The following is an 18546-nucleotide window of genomic DNA, read 5'->3' on the forward strand; positions in this document are numbered from 1 at the left end:
TTGAGATTGTGTCGTTGCTATTTTGCTTTATTGACTACTGCTCCCATAGTAACATGGTGGCGCAATACGTGTAACTAAGCAGTAAATAACATGTTAAAACCATTATAAGGAGCTGTTATGCCTTGGATGTATGCCATTGTGGGCTTGCTTGTCGGAGCAATTGTTGGTGTTGTCGTATCACGACTTACCACGCCAGAATATAAAAAACAGAAGAACATCAAAAAAGAGCTCGATGTAGCAAAATATGAACTAGAGCAACAACGCCAAGAGCTGATTGATCACTTCTCCCAAACCGCTGAGCTACTCGAAACACTCGGTAAAGATTACAGCAAGCTATATCAGCATATGGCGAAGACTTCGGCAGAGCTTCTACCGAACCTGCCAGCGCAAGACAATCCATTTGATAAAGTGGCACTGTCGGCGAAAGAAGATAACACCGAAGAAAATGTAACGGATGAAGTCACTGAACAGCCAAAAGATTACGCAAACGGCGCAACTGGGCTATTCAATGATCAGAAAAAAGTCATCCTGGATGCACCAGAAGCCATCACTGCAAAAGCATCCTAATTTTTCTCATTGATGAACTTTTCAAAGGTTTTTGAGTCCTAACTCACATCACTGTCTATTGAAAACTGTTTAAGACGACAATATTGATAGGAAGTAAACCTATTTTGTTTGAGTCTCTGTCCTTTGCAATAGACTGGTATTTATAGGAGTTATTGGATGAAAAAACCTTTGCTTGTTTTGACTGCATTGTCTTTGAGCTTAAGCTCAGCCCTTGCCCCTCTTCCAGCAACCGCCGCACTGCCTTTTAGCGTCAGCGGACAGGAGTTGCCGAGCTTAGCGCCAATGCTCGAACGTGTTACCCCAGCGGTCGTCAGTATCGCGGTTGAAGGTAAACAGGTAGAACGCTCGCGTATTCCCGATCAATTTCAGTTCTTTTTTGGCCCTGATTTCCCAACAGAACAAGTTCGTGAACGTCCATTCCGTGGTTTAGGTTCTGGGGTCATCATTAATGCCAATAAAGGCTATATCGTGACGAACTACCACGTCATCAAAGGGGCGGATGAGATACGAATTCAGCTTCACGATGGTCGTGAATACGATGCCGAGTTAATTGGTGGCGATGAGATGTCCGATGTCGCTCTGCTCAAAGTCGATGGCGCTAAAGACTTAACCGAGATTAAGCTCGCCGATTCCGACAAGTTACGTGTGGGTGATTTCAGCGTCGCCATTGGTAACCCATTTGGTTTAGGACAGACAGTGACGTCCGGCATTGTTTCAGCCTTAGGTCGCAGTGGTTTGAACATTGAAAACTTCGAAAACTTTATTCAAACCGACGCGGCAATTAACAGCGGCAACTCCGGTGGTGCACTCGTCAACCTCAATGGCGAGCTCATCGGCATCAATACGGCGATTCTCGGCCCTAATGGCGGCAACGTCGGTATTGGCTTCGCCATTCCATCGAATATGATGAAGAACTTAACTGACCAAATTTTGGAATTTGGTGAAGTCAAACGTGGCATGTTAGGCGTTCAAGGTGGCGAAATCACCTCTGAGCTGGCTGAGGCGCTGGGCTATAACTCGAGCAAAGGTGCATTTGTCAGCCAAGTGGTTCCTGACTCCGCCGCAGATAAAGCTGGCATCAAGGCGGGCGACATCATTGTGTCTCTCAATGGTAAGAAAGTCGATACCTTCTCTGAGCTAAGAGCCAAAATTGCAACACTCGGAGCTGGCAAAGAAATCGAGCTTGGCGTGGTGCGTGATGGTAAGGATAAGCGCTTTGATGTCACTTTGGGTGAGTCGCAACAAACCAAGGCCAAAGCCGATAAAATGCACGAAGGCCTTGCTGGTGCTGAGTTGGCGAATACCACGTCAGACGATCGCATTGCTGGGGTTAAAGTGATCAACGTGGCAGATAACTCGCCAGCGGCACAATACCAGTTACAAAAAGACGACATCATTATCGGTGTCAACCGTCAGCGAGTGAAAAATCTCGCCGATTTCCGTGCCATTGTTGAAAAACAAACTGGTGTGCTTGCGCTCAATATCCAACGTGGTGAGCGCACTATCTATTTAGTCATTCGCTAAGTAAACATATCGCCTCAATGATGATCGAGCATACAAAGGGCAGTCCTAAAGTGGGCTGCCCTTTTATTATTCAATCAGGTAATGCTATTCTCTGCTTTCTGTTCTAACTTTGTGACTTCTGTGGAGAGGGCATGCTCAACTTTCTTATGCGTTCCGTCGTTTTAGGGCTGGTGACAGCTTTGCTGGTGTTACTCGCTGTTCCCTCTCTTCGTAGTAATGTGATTACAACCACGCTGGATGTATCACCACAAGATGCCAGTTCTCTGCAAATCTCATTTAATCAGGCGGTGAGAAATGCCGCGCCTGCGGTGGTCAACATTTACAGCCGAAAATACGTTGAAAACGACCGTAGTAAGCTGTCAACACAGGGGCTGGGTTCTGGTGTCATCGTCAGTGAAAAAGGCTATATCATCACCAACTACCATGTGGTCGCTCAAGCCGATCAAATCGTTGTGGCGTTGCAAGATGGCCGAGTCGCCGCCGCGCAATTGGTGGGCAAAGATCGTCGCACTGACATCGCCATTTTGCGCATCGAAGGCAGCAACTTACCTGTCATTCCATTAAATTCAAACTACAAAGCCAAAGTTGGCGATGTGGTGTTGGCGATAGGTAATCCCTATAACCTCGGGCAAACCACCACCTTTGGCATTATTTCGGCCACTGGCCGCTCTTCCATCAGTGCCGATGGCAGACAAGCTTTTATTCAGACCGATGCCGCGATCAACGAAGGCAACTCAGGTGGTGCTTTAGTCAATACCAAAGGCGAGCTGGTTGGTATCAACACCGCCTCTTTTCAGCAAGCCACCGATCTGGAAACTTATGGTATTTCTTTCGCCATCCCTTTCCCTCTGGCAAATAAAATCATGGAAAAGATCATTGCCGATGGCCGAGTGATCCGAGGTTATATTGGCATTGATGGGCAAGACATTAATGCGGTGACTGCACGTTTGCTTGGCAATGAACATATTGGTGGTATCGTCGTATTGGGCGTCGATCCCAACGGCCCGGCAGCAAACGCCGGTTTTGAAGCACAAGACATTATCTTAAGCATTGATGACAAGAAGATCCAAGGTCGTCAGAGTGTGATGGATATTGTGACCGACCTACGTCCGGGGACAACCGTCGATGTCGGTATCATCCGCAAAGGACAAGAGATGACTCTAAAAGTGACGATTGCGGAAGATAACCGAGAAATCTAATCTCAGTTCAAACAATCTAATCCAAGTGATAAAAAGAACCCCAAGCCTAGGCTTGGGGTTCTTTTTTCTGCTTCTATTACGCGTCGGTGGCCGTTTCTGAACCATCCGATGAGTCACTTTGCTCGAGCTCAATACGAGTGACTCGCTGCAAGCCACGTGGCAATAAACCACCTCGACGGCCTCGCTCTCCACGGAAGTTATCCAAATCGGCGGGCTTCAAGCCCAACTTACGTTTGCCTGCGTACAGCGTCAGTGAAGCGCCTTTTGGCAAAGCAATCAAATGCGACAGGATCTCTTCTTTCGCTTTGGCTTTCGCCGCTGGAATATTGATGATCTTATTACCTTTACCTTTACCAAGTTGCGGCAAGTCTTTAATTGGGAACATCAACATACGGCCTTGGTTGGTAATGGCAAGAATATCGTCATTGTCCAGATCCAATACCGCCGATGGTGTCATCACTTCTGCGTTTTCAGGCAACGACACCAGCGCTTTACCACTGCGGTTTTTCGACAACAAATCACTGCCTTTACACACGAAGCCGTAACCCGCATCAGAGCCAATCAGCCACAGCTGTTCTTCTTCACCCATGATCACTTGGCGAATACTGCTTCCTGGCGTGATGTTGAGGCGGCCAGTAATCGGCTCACCTTGACCGCGAGCCGAAGGCAGTGTGTGCGATTCTAATGAGTAACTGCGGCCATCTGAACCAAGCAGTACCGCTTGCTGGTTACTCTTACCACACGCATGCGCCAGATAGCTGTCACCCGCTTTGTAGCTCAGCCCCTGACAATCCACTTCATGACCTTTGGCGTGACGAATCCAACCTTTCTCTGACAAGACAACCGTAATAGCTTCATTCGGCATCAGGTCACGTTCAGTCAGTGCTTTCGCTTCTTCACGAACCACTAGCGGAGAACGGCGATCATCACCAAATTTCTCGGCATCGGCACGGATCTCTTTTTTCAGCAAGGTATTCAGACGACGCTCAGAACCCAGTAACTCTTCCAGTTTCTTACGTTCTTTTTCCAGCTCATCTTGTTCACCGCGGATCTTCATCTCTTCCAATTTGGCTAAGTGACGAAGTTTGGTATCCAGAATCGCATCGGCTTGAATATCGGTAATGCCAAATCTGGCCATCAATACCGCTTTAGGATCGTCTTCAGTACGAATGATCTCAATCACCTCATCGATGTTGAGATACGCGATCAACAAACCTTCCAAGATGTGCAAGCGAGCCAGCACTTTATCAAGACGGTATTGCAAGCGTGAACGTACCGTTTCGCGACGGAAAGTGATCCATTCCGTCAAAATCTGCACCAAGCCTTTCACTTGTGGGCGGTTGTCGAGACCAATCATGTTTAAGTTAACACGATAGCTCTTCTCCAAATCAGTGGACGCAAACAAGTGGTTCATTAACTGGTCGCAATCAACGCGATTTGAGCGCGGTACAATCACAATACGAGTTGGGTTTTCGTGGTCAGACTCATCACGCAAGTCTTCCACCATTGGCAATTTTTTCGCGCGCATTTGCGCCGCAATTTGCTCAAGCAGCTTGGCCCCTGAGACTTGATGCGGGAGTGCCGTGATAACGATGTCACTGCCCTCTTTGCACCAAACCGCGCGCATTTTTACGCTGCCACGGCCACTGCGGTACATTTTTTCCAGATCGCTACTTGGGGTAATGATCTCCGCTTCTGTCGGGAAATCAGGCCCTTTGACGTACTGCATTAAATCCATCAGCGGCGCAGCTGGATTATCAATCAAATGAATGGTGGCATCCGCAACTTCACGTACGTTATGAGGGGGAATATCGGTCGCCATACCCACCGCAATCCCTGTCACGCCATTGAGAAGAATGTGAGGCAAACGTGCGGGCAGCATTTTTGGCTCTTTCATCGTGCCATCAAAGTTAGGCTGCCACTCGACCGTGCCTTGACCAAGCTCTCCCAGAAGCACATCGGCAAATTTCGACAATTTGGCTTCGGTATAACGCATCGCAGCGAAGGATTTCGGATCATCCGGCGCACCCCAGTTACCTTGACCGTCCACCAACGGATAGCGGTATGAGAATGGCTGTGCCATCAGAACCATCGCTTCATAACACGCAGAGTCGCCATGCGGATGGTACTTACCCAACACGTCACCCACGGTACGCGCTGATTTTTTATATTTTGCCGCCGCCGAAAGCCCAAGCTCCGACATCGCGTAGATAATACGTCGTTGAACCGGTTTCAGACCGTCACCAATATAAGGCAACGCACGATCCATAATGACGTACATCGAATAGTTTAGATAAGCATCTTCGGTGAACTTGCGCATTGGCAATTGTTCGACGCCATCATAAGTAATTTCTGTAGACATCTATTAAACCTCTGCCATATCGCCGTTGTTTTGTAACCAGCTACGACGGTCATCTGCGCGTTTCTTACCCAGCAGCATGTCCATCATTTCCATGGTCGCATCGGAGTCATCAATGGTCAGTTGCACCAGACGACGCGTGTTCGGATCCATCGTGGTTTCACGCAACTGCAGTGGGTTCATCTCACCCAGACCTTTGAATCGTTGCACGTTGATTTTGGCGCGCTTCTGGCTTAGGCGCTCTAATACGCCATCTTTTTCTGCATCATCCAGCGCATAGAACACCTCTTTGCCACAGTCGATACGATACAGTGGTGGCATTGCTACGTAGATATGACCTGCTTCAACTAGCGCGCGGAAATGACGTGTGAATAGCGCACACAAGAGTGTCGCGATGTGCAGACCATCCGAGTCCGCATCGGCAAGGATACAGATTTTGCCGTAACGCAGCCCTTCAAGATTATCGCTATCTGGATCAATCCCTAGTGCAACAGAAATATCGTGCACTTCTTGAGACGCCAATACTTGATCGGCAGAGACTTCCCAAGTATTTAAGATTTTACCACGCAGAGGCATCACGGCTTGGAACTCACGATCACGCGCTTGCTTGGCACTGCCGCCTGCTGAATCCCCTTCCACGAAGAAGATTTCAGTACGAGCTAAGTCTTGCACGGAACAATCGGTCAACTTACCTGGCAAAGCAGGGCCTGATGCAATCTTTTTACGCACGACCTTCTTGCTCGCACGCATACGACGATGGGCGTTCGCAATACACACTTCTGCGAGTTGCTCAGCAAGTTGTGGCTTTTCATTTAACCACAAGCTAAAGGTGTCTTTTACCACCCCAGAGACAAACGCCGCGGTTTGACGAGAAGAAAGGCGCTCTTTGGTTTGGCCGGCAAACTGCGGATCTTGCATCTTCACCGACAGTACGTAAGAACAGCGGTCGAAAACGTCTTCGCCCGTTAACTTCACGCCACGGGGCAGTAAGTTGCGGAACTCACAAAACTCTCTCATCGCATCCAACAAACCTTGGCGCAAACCGTTCACATGCGTACCGCCTTGTGCGGTTGGGATCAGGTTAACATAGCTTTCGGTGATCATCTCACCGCCTTCTGGCTGCCAGATCACCGCCCAATCCGCAGCTTCTGTTTCTGCCGAGAATTGGCCTGTAAATGGTTCTTCAGGGAGTAAGGTGTAGCCCTTCACCCCTTCAATCAAATAGTCTTTCAAGCCATCTTGGTAGAGCCACTGATGCTCTTTACCATTCACACGGTCACTGAAAGTAATTTCCAAACCAGGGCAAAGAACCGCCTTCGCGCGCAAGTTATTCACTAAACGTGTGACCGAGAAATTTGGCGAATCAAAGTATTTGGTGTCTGGCCAGAAGTGCACGCTTGTACCGCGATTACGACGACCACACGTTCCCGTCACGGTGAGATCCGACACTTTGTCACCATGTTCAAAAGCGATTTCGTAAACCTGACCATCTCGACGTACTGTCACTTCAACCCTTTTAGACAGGGCGTTCACCACCGAAATACCCACCCCGTGCAAACCACCAGAAAACTGATAGTTTTTGTTGGAGAATTTACCACCAGCGTGCAGCTTACATAGGATCAGCTCAACGCCCGAGACTTTCTCTTCTGGGTGGATATCGACTGGCATGCCTCGACCATCATCGATCACTTCCAGTGATTGGTCTGCATGTAGGATGACTTGTACTTTGGAGGCATGTCCGGCCAGCGCTTCATCGACACTGTTATCGATAACTTCTTGGCCCAAATGGTTCGGGCGCGCTGTATCCGTATACATACCTGGTCGGCGACGTACTGGCTCTAAACCATTCAGTACTTCAATGGCACCAGCATTATATTGTTCAGTCATAATACGGAATCGTTCTCAATGTTTACCTGTTGTCTGAGCCTAGTTGGTCACACTTTTGCACCAACTGACGACAACGAAAAAGCTACCCTGTTACTCACAGAGCGTGACTCTGTGCGTTTCACGGTAGCTGTATTCGGAGAAACATAGTCGGAAAGCAGTGCGACTATGTCAAGAAACGGTTGGATATCAGAGGTAAAATTATGAGCCCCTCCTAATCCTGTCTCTGAGTGGTAGCGTTACAAACCAAGAAAGTGAATGATTCGCTCTGGATAGCGTTCAAAGCCAACAAAACTATGATCGCCTCCCTCTTCTACCGTTTGTGCAGAACCTGCGTACTTTTCCACTGCCTGACGGTAGTCCAGCACTTCATCTTCGGTTTGCTGCAATAGCCAGAAAGATTCTGGATTCGCGACCTCTTTTACCTCAAGCGCTTTCAATTCGTCAATATGACGCGCTTCGAGTGTATAGCTTTCATGCGTATATGGGTTAGTTTGTGGCCCTAGATAGTCAGCCAGCAGCTCATATGGCTTCACCGCTGGGTTGACAACCACAGCGCGAAAACCAAACTCGGCATTGAGCCAAGTCGACAAATAACCACCGAGCGAGCTCCCCACCAAACCAATACGATGAGTGGTTTTATGTTGCTGAACGATTTCTAGCAAACACTCTGCAGCCGCTTGCGGAAAACTCGGTAACTGTGGCACCACAACCTTGATGTCGGGTCGGTGTTGCTCACAATATTCACGCATCAGATTGGCTTTCATCGATAACGGCGAACTGTTAAAACCATGAATGTACAGCAGCAATGAAGGCTTAGGATGGCTCATATTAGTAACCACTTGAGGTAAAGTCAGGTAAAAAACTGCCTGAAGCTAGGCGTTGCACTTGAGTGGTGATCTCACCATTGGCATGCAGTGTTAATTCGCGCCATCCGGGTGAAACCGTGTCGAGCGCAAAATCGTCAGATTGCGGTTTGAACTGAACACATGTCGATGGGGTTGCCATCACACGGATGCCTTTATGCATCACATTCATATCCTGATGAACATGACCACACACAATGCCTTTCACCATAGGAAAACGTTCAACAATTTGCCAAAACGCCTCTGCATCTTTCAAGGTATGCTGATCTAACCAAGCACTGCCGACCAGCAGTGGATGGTGGTGAAGTAAAATTAAGGTGTTTTTCTCTGGCGACGCTTGCAAATGATGCTCCAGCATCGACAACTGTTGATCACTGAGGCGACCATGTGGCACACCCACGACTTGGGAATCCAGCAAAATCAGTTGCCAATGAGCATTGAGCTCCACCTGCTCCGGCGTAGTAATTTGGGGGGAAGGTAAAACACTCGACATATTGGGTTTATAGTCGTGGTTACCTGGCAACCAAAAACAGGCTTTCTCTAGTGGCGCAATTCCGTCAGCAAAACGCTGGTAGGAGGCCGCACTATGGTCTTGAGAAATGTCACCGGTTGCTAATAGATAGTCAAACTCAACATGGCGCGCCATCACTTGCTCGACAACGGCCTGAAAACTTTGGAGTGTTTTAACACTCAGCAAACTGCCCTCATCCGATGCAAAGAGATGAGTATCCGTAATCTGTAACAGCTTAATACTGTTCTCGCTGAGCGTATCACTGGATGTATGTTGCAAAATGAAAACCTGACTCTGTTATTCTTCTTTAAATGTTATTGGGGTTCGGCTAATACCGCTTTTTAAACAAAACGTCAGCCACTCGCCAAGAAACGCATTCAATTGATGCTTTTCATCTTTCTGCATCAACTTTTCATTTGGGTAGTCGTATTTCGCTTTGAATCGAACATGCTCACCACTCGAGAGCACTTCCGCGACTCTGGCATCGTGATAAAGCCTGACAGACATCGTAGGTAAAGGAAATAACGGTATGTCATCACTCTGACATATCTCCACTATGGTGGTGTATTTTGTGACCTCTTTCACTGTCATTTGGTAGATCATGTTTACAACTTGATAACAGCGAACATCACCCACTTCAGCGTTGAACGGCAGCAAAGCATTTAATTTGGCATAATTGGTTTCATAGGTTCTCATTAACCCTGCCAAATCAACATAATAAGGTTGTTTTGCTGCTGCTAAACCCATCACTCAATCTCCAACCACTGTGACTTTAACTGCAAGTGATTTAACTCTAACCATTGTAAGGCGATAATTGAGGCACCATTCTCGATTTTGCCTTGTTTGACCAAATCGTAGGCTTGCTCACGTGTCATCACATGCACACGGATATCTTCATCTTCATAGTCTAAACCATGAATGCCATGCGCTTTAGAGGCATCCACTTCACCGATAAAAACATCCAGCTTTTCTGAACACCCACCCGCTGAAGGATAATACGAAACCACCGAAACAAGTTGTCCGACTTCTAGGCCAGCTTCTTCTTGCGCCTCTCGACGCACGACATCATCCGCCGATTCATCACGATCGATCATGCCTGCGACAATTTCCAACTGCCAAGGATGCTGATGCTCCAGTGCTCCGACACGAATTTGTTCAATTAACACCACTTGATCACGAATAGGATCGTAAGGAAGCATTGCAGCAGCATGACCACGTTCAAACATTTCGCGTTCGATCACATTGCTCCACCCACCGGCAAATAACTTATGACGGAAGCGGTACTTGATCATCTTGAAGAATCCCTGAAAGAGTGGCTCTTTTGAGAGAACCTCTACATCTTCTGGAGTAAAAACAGCGTGTTGTTTGTCATCCTGTTGCATTTCGCACCTCACTGAGTGAATCTTGTAGTTTACTCACTGTTTAAACATGACTCAAAGGACATTGCTCAACTTTTTATATAATTGTTCTAAAAATTTTTAGGTTTAAACAATTCATTTATTGCACAACTGGACAGTTAAAAATAAAAAGTGCAGAATTTAGGGCAAATATCCAGCAACTTGAGTTAAACTCTTGAGAATTAATCAAACTATACATGGCGAGAATGGAAAATGAAAAAACTGCTTCCACTACTTATTGGTGCAGCGCTAGGTAGCCTGAGTTCTTCAGTGTGGGCTGATTCCTTGGCAGAAATCTATGATCTGGCAAAGCAAAACGATCCACAGTTATTGAGCGTACAAGCTAAACGTGACGCCGCATTTGAAGCGGTCACTTCTAGCCGTAGTACCTTATTACCGCAAATTAATTTAACCGCAGGTTATAACCTAAAACGCGGTGATACGGATCTTGATGCTGGGGCGACGATCGACAACGACCAAAATGCATTAACTGCTGGGATTAATTTCTCTCAGGAACTGTATCAGCGTTCGTCTTGGATCACGCTAGACAACGCAGAGAAAAGCGCTCGTCAAGCAGATGCAGCATACGCAGCGACGCAACAGGGTTTGATCTTAAGAACCGCGCAAGCGTACTTTGAGGTGCTAAAAGCGCAAGACAACTTAGAATTTGTCCGTGCAGAAAAAGCGGCGGTTGCTCGTCAGCTAGAGCAAACCAAACAACGTTTTGAAGTGGGTCTCTCGGCCATTACAGACGTGCATGACGCCCAAGCGCAATACGATGGCGTATTAGCTGACGAAGTTCTGGCCGAAAACAGCCTAACCAACAGTTATGAAGCGTTGCGTGAAATCACAGGTCAAGAGCATAAAAACCTGAACGTGTTAGATACCAAGCGTTTCTCAGCAAGCCGCTCAAATGCTTCAGCTGAAACCTTGATCGAAGAAGCGCAAGAGAAAAACTTAAGCTTACTGTCAGCGCGTATCACAAAAGACATCGCCAAAGACAATATTTCTCTAGCGAGCTCTGGCCACCTTCCATCTCTGACTCTAGACGGTGGCTACAACTACGCAGACGTTAGTAACAGTGCACAAAGTGATGGTACAACCAATAATTTCAATGTGGGTGTAAATCTCGTTGTTCCACTCTATACCGGTGGTAATACAACGTCGCAAACCAAACAAGCTGAGTTTAATTACGTCTCTGCGAGCCAAGATCTTGAAGCCACTTATCGCGGTGTCGTGAAAGAAGTGCGAGCGCAAAACAACAACATCAATGCCTCAATCGGTGCACTTCGTGCGTATGAGCAATCTGTTGTTTCTGCGCGTTCAGCATTAGAAGCAACCGAAGCGGGCTTTGATGTTGGTACTCGTACTATTGTGGATGTACTTGATGCCACTCGTCGCCTTTACGATGCCAACAAAAACCTATCGAATGCACGCTACAACTACATCTTGAGTGTACTGCAACTTCGTCAGGCGGTGGGTACACTGAGCGAGCAAGATGTACTGGATGTTGATGCTGGTTTGATTGCGAAAAAGTAATCGAAGCCACAAACGCATAAAGAGACACACGCATAAAGAAAAGGGTGACAGCAATGTCACCCTTTTTTGTCTCATATTGATGATGTGTACCGCTCATTGAAAAGCGATGTGGTTAGCCGCGTCCGCCTTTGATTGCATCAATGATCTCTGTGGTTGAACAGCCATCTTCAAAGTTCAGTACTTTAACTTCACCGCCCGCAGCAATCACTTCTTTGCCACCAGCGATATCTTCTGGCTTGTAATCGCCGCCTTTAACCAACAGATCCGGTAGCACTTCTGAAATCAAACGTTGTGGCGTGTCTTCACTAAACGGCACCACCCAATCAACAGCACCGAGCCCGGCGAGCACGGCCATACGACGATCGGTTGGATTCACAGGACGGCCAGGACCTTTCAGGCGTTTCACCGACTCATCGGTATTCACGGCAACAATCAGGCGGTCACCCAATTTTGCTGCGTTATTTAGGTAAGAAACATGGCCTGCATGAAGGATGTCGAAGCAGCCATTAGTCATGACCACTTTCTCGCCTTTAGCTTGCGCCGCTTTCACCGCATCAATCAGTGCCGCTTCGGCAATCACACCGAAATCGGTATCACGGCTGCCATGAATGGCTTCTGCTAATTCGATGGTCGATAACGTTGAAGTACCTAGCTTACCGACTACGACACCCGCCGCCGCATTAGCCAATGCACATGCTTCATCAAGCGGTTTACCTGCTGCAACTGAGGCCGCTAAGACAGAAATCACCGTATCGCCTGCACCTGTCACGTCGTACACTTCTTTGGCTTGGGTTGGCAAGTGGAATGGCTTCTGATCTGGACGAACCAATGTCATGCCATGCTCACTGCGCGTCACCAGCAGCGCTCCAAGTTCAAACTTTTCAATCAAGCCTAATGCTTTTTCCACCAAGTCATCGTCGGATGTCACTTTGCCGACCACCGCCTCAAACTCAGACATGTTTGGCGTTAGCAGAGTAGCGCCACGATAAGGTTCAAAGTTGGTGCCTTTCGGATCGATAAACACGGGAACATTGGCCGCACGGGCTTTCGCGATCAAAGCTTCAACGTGCTCTAACGCCCCTTTTGCATAATCAGACAGAATCACCGCCTGCACGTGAGGCAGAGCGCGCTCCATGCGTGTTAGGACCAGATCAGGATCGGTGCCTTCAAACTTGTCTTCAAAATCTAAGCGAATCAATTGCTGACCACGGCTCATCACACGCAGTTTGGTGATGGTTGGGTATTCAGGAAGCGCAACAAAATCGCATTTTACTTTTAACGAATTCAGGGTTTCGGTCAGCACTTTCGCTGGCTCATCCATCCCGGTTAAACCCACAATGCGCGCATGACCACCAAGCGAGGCAATGTTCATTGCGACGTTTGCCGCTCCGCCTGGGCGCTCTTCATTGTTCTCTACTTTTACAACAGGTACAGGGGCTTCTGGTGAAATACGACTTGTTGGGCCATACCAGTAACGGTCTAGCATCACATCGCCAATGATCAGTACACCTGCATTGTTGTAATCAGGTAGGATTGGTTTCATTCTCGGTCTCCAATTTTTTTGCTGTGCTGAGTGTAACACAGCCTTTATCGGGTCTAAATAGTTGAGGATTCAAGCCACTCTTGCCAAGCTTTGCTGACTCCTTGGCGCAACGCAACAAACTTATCGAGAGCGACATCGGCATCTAAGTTAAGCAAATTGCGTCGGTGAATCTCATCGCGCATCGTCGTGTAAGCTTGAGTGAGTAGCATCGCCTGCGCTTCTTCCATCACCCCTTGAGCAATCAAGGTTTCAAAGATGCGCACGTTATCGCACCAACGTGTCAACTTAGGCTTTTCAGCACTGTAGTTCAACACCATGTATTGAGCCAAAAACTCGATATCGGTGATCCCACCCTGATCTTGCTTCAACATAAAGCGATCGGATTTTTTCCCGCCCAGATGATCACGCATTTTCGCACGCATATCGGCGACCTCTTTTTGCAGCTTGGCTTGCTCACGCGGTTTGGCCAGCACTTGGTGGCGCACTCGGTGAAACTCACTGGCAAGGTGTTCATCGCCATAAATCATACGAGCGCGCACTAATGCTTGGTGCTCCCACGTCCAGGCATCATTATGCTGATATTCTTCAAAGGCATCGACAGGGCAAACCAACAAGCCAGAAGCGCCGGAAGGGCGTAAGCGCGTATCGACTTCATACAAAATGCCCGACGCCGTTCGCGTTGAGAAAATATGGATAATGCGCTGCGCTAAGCGCAGATAAAACTGACGCCCATCGATCTCTTTCTTACCATCGGTATAAACGTTCACCGGGCAATCATGCAGGAAAACAACATCGAGATCCGAATTGTAGCCTAACTCCCAACCACCCACTTTGCCGTAGCCGACGACCGCAAAGCCTTTACCCTCACGATCTTTAAGATGCGTTGGTTCGCCATATTTCTCCGCGACCTGTTGCCAAGCTTGATGTACCACCGCTTCAACAATCGCTTCTGCCAAGTAGGTTAAGTGATCACTCACTTTCATGACGGGCAAGACACCCGCAATGTCTGCCGCGGCAATGCGTAAGCTACAAATCTGTTTGAACTGACGCAGCGCGTCCATCTGCTGTTCAACGTCGTCCTCTGGGATTCGCGCCAGAAAATCACGCAGTTCGGTGCGATAGGCATCAAGTGCAATCGGGTTGTACAACTGCTGTGGGTCGATCAATTCATCCAACAAAATAGGGTAACGTGCGAGCTGCTCAGAAATCATCGGGCTGGCCGTACACAGACGCACCAACTGCGTTAATGCCGCAGGGTGCTCATCGAGCAGCTCAAGGTAAGTGGTACGAGTGGCGATGTTGTGCAGCAAATGCAAAACGCGTGGTAAGCCAAATTGCGCATCGGCATCGGCAAAGATGGCTGAAAAAAGTTTTGGCATCAGTCGATTGAGCACTTCTCGCCCGCGAGGCCCTAAGGTTTTCTTGGCCAAATCCGCCTTGAATTGAATGATTTGCTCTGACATCGTGGCGGCATTTTGGCAAGCCAAGTCATTTTGTAGAATCTGCTCAATCACCTCTGGGTTATGGGCCATATCCCACAACTCATTAAAATGACGTTCCACCGGGCTCACTTCATCTTCTTCATCACCGATCAGGGTAACAAACACAGCATGCACTTTTGCCATGTGTTGCTGCACATCATTTTGCAACGCTTGCCACTGCGAATAGCCCATCGCCACCGCTAAAGCGAGCTGTTCTAATTCGTTATCAGGTAAGGTTTGCGTCTGTTTGTCTGCCATCGCTTGCAATAAGTTTTCTAAGCGTCGTAAATACTTGTAAGCCTCAACCAGATGACACACTTGCGCCTCTTCCAGCAATTGCAGTTGCTTAATTGCCTCTAGTGTCACCAATAGGCCTCGCTGGCGCAAAGCAGGTTCACGCCCACCACGAATCAGTTGGAACACTTGGGCGATAAACTCAATTTCACGAATGCCCCCCGCTCCCAGTTTGATGTTGTTGCTTAAGCCGCGACGACGTACTTCACTGCTGATCATTGATTTCATCCGACGCAGCGATTGAATGGCACTGAAGTCGATATAGCGACGGAAAACAAACGGTCTGAGCATTTGGCGCAGCTCTTGGTATTCAGGGTACATTTCTCGCCCCATCACCCGCGCTTTGATCATCGCGTAGCGTTCCCAATCTCGCCCCTGCTCTTGGTAGTAATCTTCCAAAGCCGCATAACTCATCACTAATGGGCCACTTTCGCCAAACGGGCGTAAGCGCATGTCGACTCGATAACAGAAACCATCGAAGGTCTGCTGATCCAGCGCTTTAATGAGACGTTGCCCCAAACGAGTGAAAAACTGTGCGTTGGCGATGCTACGACGTGCACCTTGTGTTTCGCCATTTTCAGGGTAAGTAAAAATCAAATCGATGTCGGAGGAAAAGTTAAGTTCGCCGCCTCCCAGTTTCCCCATCCCAATGATCAGCATCGGTTGCGCTTCGCCTTGCGCATTGGTCGGGGTCCCCCACTCTTGGCAGCACAACTGATATTGCCACTGGTATGTTTCAAAGATCATCGCCTCGGCCAACTCCGAAAGATGACTTAAGGATGCCTCAAGACTCCAAGCCTGAGTAAAATCTTTCCAAGCGATGTAGACCATTTCTCGGTTACGAAATTGACGCAATACTCGGTGGCCCGCCACTTCATCGTGACACGCTTGTAACTGCTCAGCCAAACGAGTTCGATAAGCTTCTTGTCGGCTTTCTTGCGCCAACATCTCTGGAAGACTCTCGGCCAATTGAGCATCACGCTGAACCGTTTCCACCACAAACTTGCTCAGTCCTGAAATAAACTGAAACTGTGTGATGAGCGCTTGCGGCCAGTGTTCAAGATAACCAGACTGCTGGGCATTTTGCATTGCCAGTTCAGCGACGGGGAGCAAAGGGGATGGCAGCGACATTTTTCTTCCTTGTTCTTGTTGAGCGGTTGTTCTTATTTATATCAGACTTACTGCAATAAAAAACGCCCACATGAGTAATGTGGGCGTTTCATTGTGACTAAAAGCTTAGACTTTGAAAGATTTGATTTTCTTATCTAACTCTTCCGCGTTGCCTTGCATCATTTCCGAGGTTTCCAGCAGCTCACTGACCACCACAACCGATGCTTCCACTAGCTCACGCACATTGGAAAGATTTTGGTCCATTTCCGCGGCAACACTGCTCTGCTGGCCAGCTGCCGTCGCGATTTGTAAGTTCATGTCATTGATGCTGGTTACCTGACCAACAATGCCATCCAATTCCGTCCCGGCATTGGACACCAACTCAACGCCTTCCGCCGCTTGCACCACACTCTTCTCCATGAGGTCAACGGCACTGCTGGCACTGGTTTGCAGCTGAGTGATCATGTCTTGAATTTCTACCGTTGCCGTTTGAGTGCGCTGAGCTAGGTTGCGAACTTCGTCGGCAACAACGGCAAAGCCACGACCCGCTTCACCAGCACGAGCAGCTTCAATCGCGGCGTTCAGTGCCAACAAGTTGGTTTGTTCTGAAATGCCTTGAATGGTGCCAACCACACTACCAATGGCACCGACTCGCTCTTCCACTTGGTTCACGGCTTGAGCTGAAGAAGCAATGTCTGACGACAATTGACTCATTTTCGACACTGTGCCTTGCAAGAATTGCTGGCCCTTTTTCGCCTGTTGCGAGGCTTGCTCGGTCAAACTCGACGCATTGTTGGCGTGATCGGCCACAGTTTGTACCGTCGAGGTCATTTCGCTCATCGCGGTCGCCAGTTGATCAATTTCATTGAACTCTTCTTGTGCCGACTCTTTAGTTTCCGACATGCTCAGCGTCATCACTTCCGTCAAGCCAGCCAGCTCATCAGAGGCGTTGATCTGCATTTTGATCATGTCATGCAATTGCTGACGGGTTTTCTCCAGCTCACGCGCCACATCGCCATATTCATCTTTACAAGCCATGCCAAACGGAACCGAAAGGTTTCTTTGCGCCATTAATTTGATCGCATCATTTAAATAGCGAGTTTGACGCAGCATCACGCTGGCAGCCGCCATCAAAAGAACCACAAACACAACAATCAATAAGCCAGTTTGCCAAGCCACTTGAACCATGTATTCATCGTAATGTTGTTGCGCGAGTTGCTCATTTTGCGTTGCCGCCAACAAAGCTTGATAGAAGGTGCTTGCATCCCAAAGCTGTTTGCCAACAATCAAAACGGTACTGAACACCATCAGCAAAATCATTTTGGGAACGAGGCGAATGTCAGAGATCACCCTTTCCCAGGGCTTAAAAGCCAGCTTTTCCATTGTTGTTTCTCCACCAGTTCTTTTATAGTCGTATCAAGAAGATGTTGCCTTTGGGCACTTTGCTTAAATACTTTGCGCGTTAAAAACGCCACCTTGCTATTTATTTCGAGCCCCGTATGAAAAGTAATGATATCAAAGAGAACACCAAACCGATGAGTCTGTTATCACTAATCTTGTCTTTTATGGCGCTATTTGTGATCTCTGGCTTACTGTTTTTTCCTTTGGATGCAGAGACCCGACAAGTTCTTATCGGTCTCGATTTCATAATCTGTAGTATTTTTCTTCTTCAGCTCAGCGTAGATTTGATCCGCGCCGCAGATAAACGCCAATACCTCAAAACACACTGGATCGATATTCTTGCCAGTTTACCCATGATTGAGCCGCTGCGATTTGCCCGCTTGTTCCATATCTTGCGCGTCATCCTCGTACTGCGTTCTTCTCGCTTTATTCTCAATCAGCTCAAAGAAAATCGAAAAGAGACCACCATTGCGACGATTTTACTTTTACTTGTGGTCTTGGTGACCGTTGGCTCTGGCATGATGCTGTTTATTGAAGGGAAAAATCCGGCGTCGAATATTCAAACCGGAACGGATGCCCTTTGGTGGGCGTTTGTGACGATTTCGACCGTAGGTTACGGTGATCATTATCCAGTAACAGATGGGGGTAAATTGCTGGCGGTGGTGATCATCATGAGCGGCGTTGGCTTATTTGGTATGATTTCCGGTTTGATCACCTCGATACTGACCACTCCGAGCAAACAGCAAACCAATCGAGCCATCAACAAGGAGAAGATGCTAGAAACCCTCCTCGAGCAACAGCATGAAATTTTAGAGCGGCTGAAACGGCTCGAAGAGGAGCAAAAAAAATAGGGCGCATCGCCCTATTCTTA

The 18546-nt window shown here is 48.0% G+C and carries 14 protein-coding genes; 5 read left to right on the forward strand and 9 right to left on the reverse strand.

Annotation, left to right across the window (positions count from 1 at the left end):
• Positions 1 to 117 precede the first annotated feature (117 nt).
• The 3 genes from zapG to degS all read left to right on the forward strand — a co-directional run bounded on the left by zapG (position 118) and on the right by degS (position 3290).
• Positions 118 to 567, forward strand: coding sequence for a Z-ring associated protein ZapG (gene zapG / locus PQQ36_RS12140; protein WP_011078686.1), 450 nt, complete (start codon positions 118 to 120; stop codon positions 565 to 567).
• A 156-nt stretch (positions 568 to 723) separates the two neighbouring features.
• Positions 724 to 2091, forward strand: coding sequence for a DegQ family serine endoprotease (locus PQQ36_RS12145; protein ID WP_045618417.1), 1368 nt, complete (start codon positions 724 to 726; stop codon positions 2089 to 2091).
• Between the two features lie 131 nt (positions 2092 to 2222).
• Entirely contained in the window at positions 2223 to 3290 is a 1068-nt protein-coding gene (degS, locus tag PQQ36_RS12150) for an outer membrane-stress sensor serine endopeptidase DegS (RefSeq protein ID WP_011149493.1), read from the forward strand.
• Positions 3291 to 3366: 76 nt separating this feature from the next.
• Here degS and parC read toward each other — a convergent pair whose 3' ends face one another.
• The 6 genes from parC to nudF form a co-directional block, all read right to left on the reverse strand.
• Positions 3367 to 5652 (reverse strand): DNA topoisomerase IV subunit A, encoded by a 2286-nt coding sequence (gene parC, locus PQQ36_RS12155; protein ID WP_011078689.1) that lies wholly within the window; start codon positions 5650 to 5652, stop codon positions 3367 to 3369.
• Between the two features lie 3 nt (positions 5653 to 5655).
• Positions 5656 to 7536 carry a DNA topoisomerase IV subunit B gene (gene parE, locus PQQ36_RS12160; RefSeq protein WP_011078690.1) on the reverse strand — a complete coding sequence of 627 codons (1881 nt, stop codon included), beginning with the start codon at positions 7534 to 7536 and terminating at the stop codon, positions 5656 to 5658.
• A gap of 236 nt (positions 7537 to 7772) precedes the next feature.
• On the reverse strand, positions 7773 to 8363 hold the full coding sequence (gene yqiA / locus PQQ36_RS12165) for an esterase YqiA (RefSeq protein ID WP_011078691.1): 591 nt from the start codon (positions 8361 to 8363) through the stop codon (positions 7773 to 7775).
• Between the two features lies 1 nt (position 8364).
• Complete coding sequence (cpdA, locus tag PQQ36_RS12170; protein WP_011149490.1) at positions 8365 to 9189, reverse strand: 3',5'-cyclic-AMP phosphodiesterase; 825 nt, start codon at positions 9187 to 9189, stop codon at positions 8365 to 8367.
• Positions 9190 to 9207: 18 nt separating this feature from the next.
• Complete coding sequence (locus PQQ36_RS12175) at positions 9208 to 9657, reverse strand: DUF1249 family protein (protein ID WP_011078693.1); 450 nt, start codon at positions 9655 to 9657, stop codon at positions 9208 to 9210.
• On the reverse strand, positions 9657 to 10292 hold the full coding sequence (gene nudF / locus PQQ36_RS12180; protein ID WP_011078694.1) for an ADP-ribose diphosphatase: 636 nt from the start codon (positions 10290 to 10292) through the stop codon (positions 9657 to 9659). The genes PQQ36_RS12175 and nudF overlap by 1 nt, the downstream gene beginning before the upstream one ends.
• 228 nt (positions 10293 to 10520) lie before the next feature.
• On the opposite strand from nudF, the gene tolC reads away from it, so the two are divergent.
• The gene (gene tolC, locus PQQ36_RS12185; RefSeq protein ID WP_011149488.1) at positions 10521 to 11846 is read left to right on the forward strand and encodes an outer membrane channel protein TolC; all 1326 of its coding nucleotides are present in this window, start codon (positions 10521 to 10523) and stop codon (positions 11844 to 11846) included.
• A gap of 112 nt (positions 11847 to 11958) precedes the next feature.
• Here the strand turns inward: tolC and hldE are convergent, their stop codons facing one another.
• From hldE to PQQ36_RS12200, 3 genes are all read right to left on the reverse strand, one after another.
• Positions 11959 to 13389 carry a bifunctional D-glycero-beta-D-manno-heptose-7-phosphate kinase/D-glycero-beta-D-manno-heptose 1-phosphate adenylyltransferase HldE gene (gene hldE / locus PQQ36_RS12190; RefSeq protein ID WP_045624156.1) on the reverse strand — a complete coding sequence of 477 codons (1431 nt, stop codon included), beginning with the start codon at positions 13387 to 13389 and terminating at the stop codon, positions 11959 to 11961.
• Positions 13390 to 13442: 53 nt separating this feature from the next.
• The gene (glnE, locus tag PQQ36_RS12195; protein ID WP_273661351.1) at positions 13443 to 16295 is read right to left on the reverse strand and encodes a bifunctional [glutamate--ammonia ligase]-adenylyl-L-tyrosine phosphorylase/[glutamate--ammonia-ligase] adenylyltransferase; all 2853 of its coding nucleotides are present in this window, start codon (positions 16293 to 16295) and stop codon (positions 13443 to 13445) included.
• A 105-nt stretch (positions 16296 to 16400) separates the two neighbouring features.
• On the reverse strand, positions 16401 to 17657 hold the full coding sequence (locus PQQ36_RS12200; RefSeq protein ID WP_011078698.1) for a methyl-accepting chemotaxis protein: 1257 nt from the start codon (positions 17655 to 17657) through the stop codon (positions 16401 to 16403).
• A gap of 116 nt (positions 17658 to 17773) precedes the next feature.
• Here PQQ36_RS12200 and PQQ36_RS12205 point away from each other — a divergent pair, with 116 nt between their 5' ends.
• Positions 17774 to 18526, forward strand: coding sequence for a potassium channel family protein (locus tag PQQ36_RS12205; RefSeq protein WP_085760728.1), 753 nt, complete (start codon positions 17774 to 17776; stop codon positions 18524 to 18526).
• Positions 18527 to 18546: the final 20 nt, after the last annotated feature.

It is taken from the genome of Vibrio sp. CCUG 15886, assembly GCF_028570825.1.
In the GTDB taxonomy this organism is placed as follows: domain Bacteria; phylum Pseudomonadota; class Gammaproteobacteria; order Enterobacterales; family Vibrionaceae; genus Vibrio; species Vibrio vulnificus_B.

Bases quoted from the DNA above. Each gene is read 5' to 3' on its own strand.
- parC (WP_011078689.1), bottom strand. From the start codon at position 5,652: ATGTCTACAGAAATTACTTATGATGGCGTCGAACAATTGCCAATGCGC.
- nudF (WP_011078694.1), bottom strand. From the start codon at position 10,292: ATGCAACAGGATGACAAACAACACGCTGTTTTTACTCCAGAAGATGTA.
- PQQ36_RS12200 (WP_011078698.1), bottom strand. From the start codon at position 17,657: ATGGAAAAGCTGGCTTTTAAGCCCTGGGAAAGGGTGATCTCTGACATT.
- hldE (WP_045624156.1), bottom strand. From the start codon at position 13,389: ATGAAACCAATCCTACCTGATTACAACAATGCAGGTGTACTGATCATT.
- PQQ36_RS12205 (WP_085760728.1), top strand. From the start codon at position 17,774: ATGAAAAGTAATGATATCAAAGAGAACACCAAACCGATGAGTCTGTTA.
- glnE (WP_273661351.1), bottom strand. From the start codon at position 16,295: ATGTCGCTGCCATCCCCTTTGCTCCCCGTCGCTGAACTGGCAATGCAA.
- yqiA (WP_011078691.1), bottom strand. From the start codon at position 8,363: ATGAGCCATCCTAAGCCTTCATTGCTGCTGTACATTCATGGTTTTAAC.
- degS (WP_011149493.1), top strand. From the start codon at position 2,223: ATGCTCAACTTTCTTATGCGTTCCGTCGTTTTAGGGCTGGTGACAGCT.
- PQQ36_RS12175 (WP_011078693.1), bottom strand. From the start codon at position 9,657: ATGGGTTTAGCAGCAGCAAAACAACCTTATTATGTTGATTTGGCAGGG.
- tolC (WP_011149488.1), top strand. From the start codon at position 10,521: ATGAAAAAACTGCTTCCACTACTTATTGGTGCAGCGCTAGGTAGCCTG.
- PQQ36_RS12145 (WP_045618417.1), top strand. From the start codon at position 724: ATGAAAAAACCTTTGCTTGTTTTGACTGCATTGTCTTTGAGCTTAAGC.
- zapG (WP_011078686.1), top strand. From the start codon at position 118: ATGCCTTGGATGTATGCCATTGTGGGCTTGCTTGTCGGAGCAATTGTT.
- parE (WP_011078690.1), bottom strand. From the start codon at position 7,536: ATGACTGAACAATATAATGCTGGTGCCATTGAAGTACTGAATGGTTTA.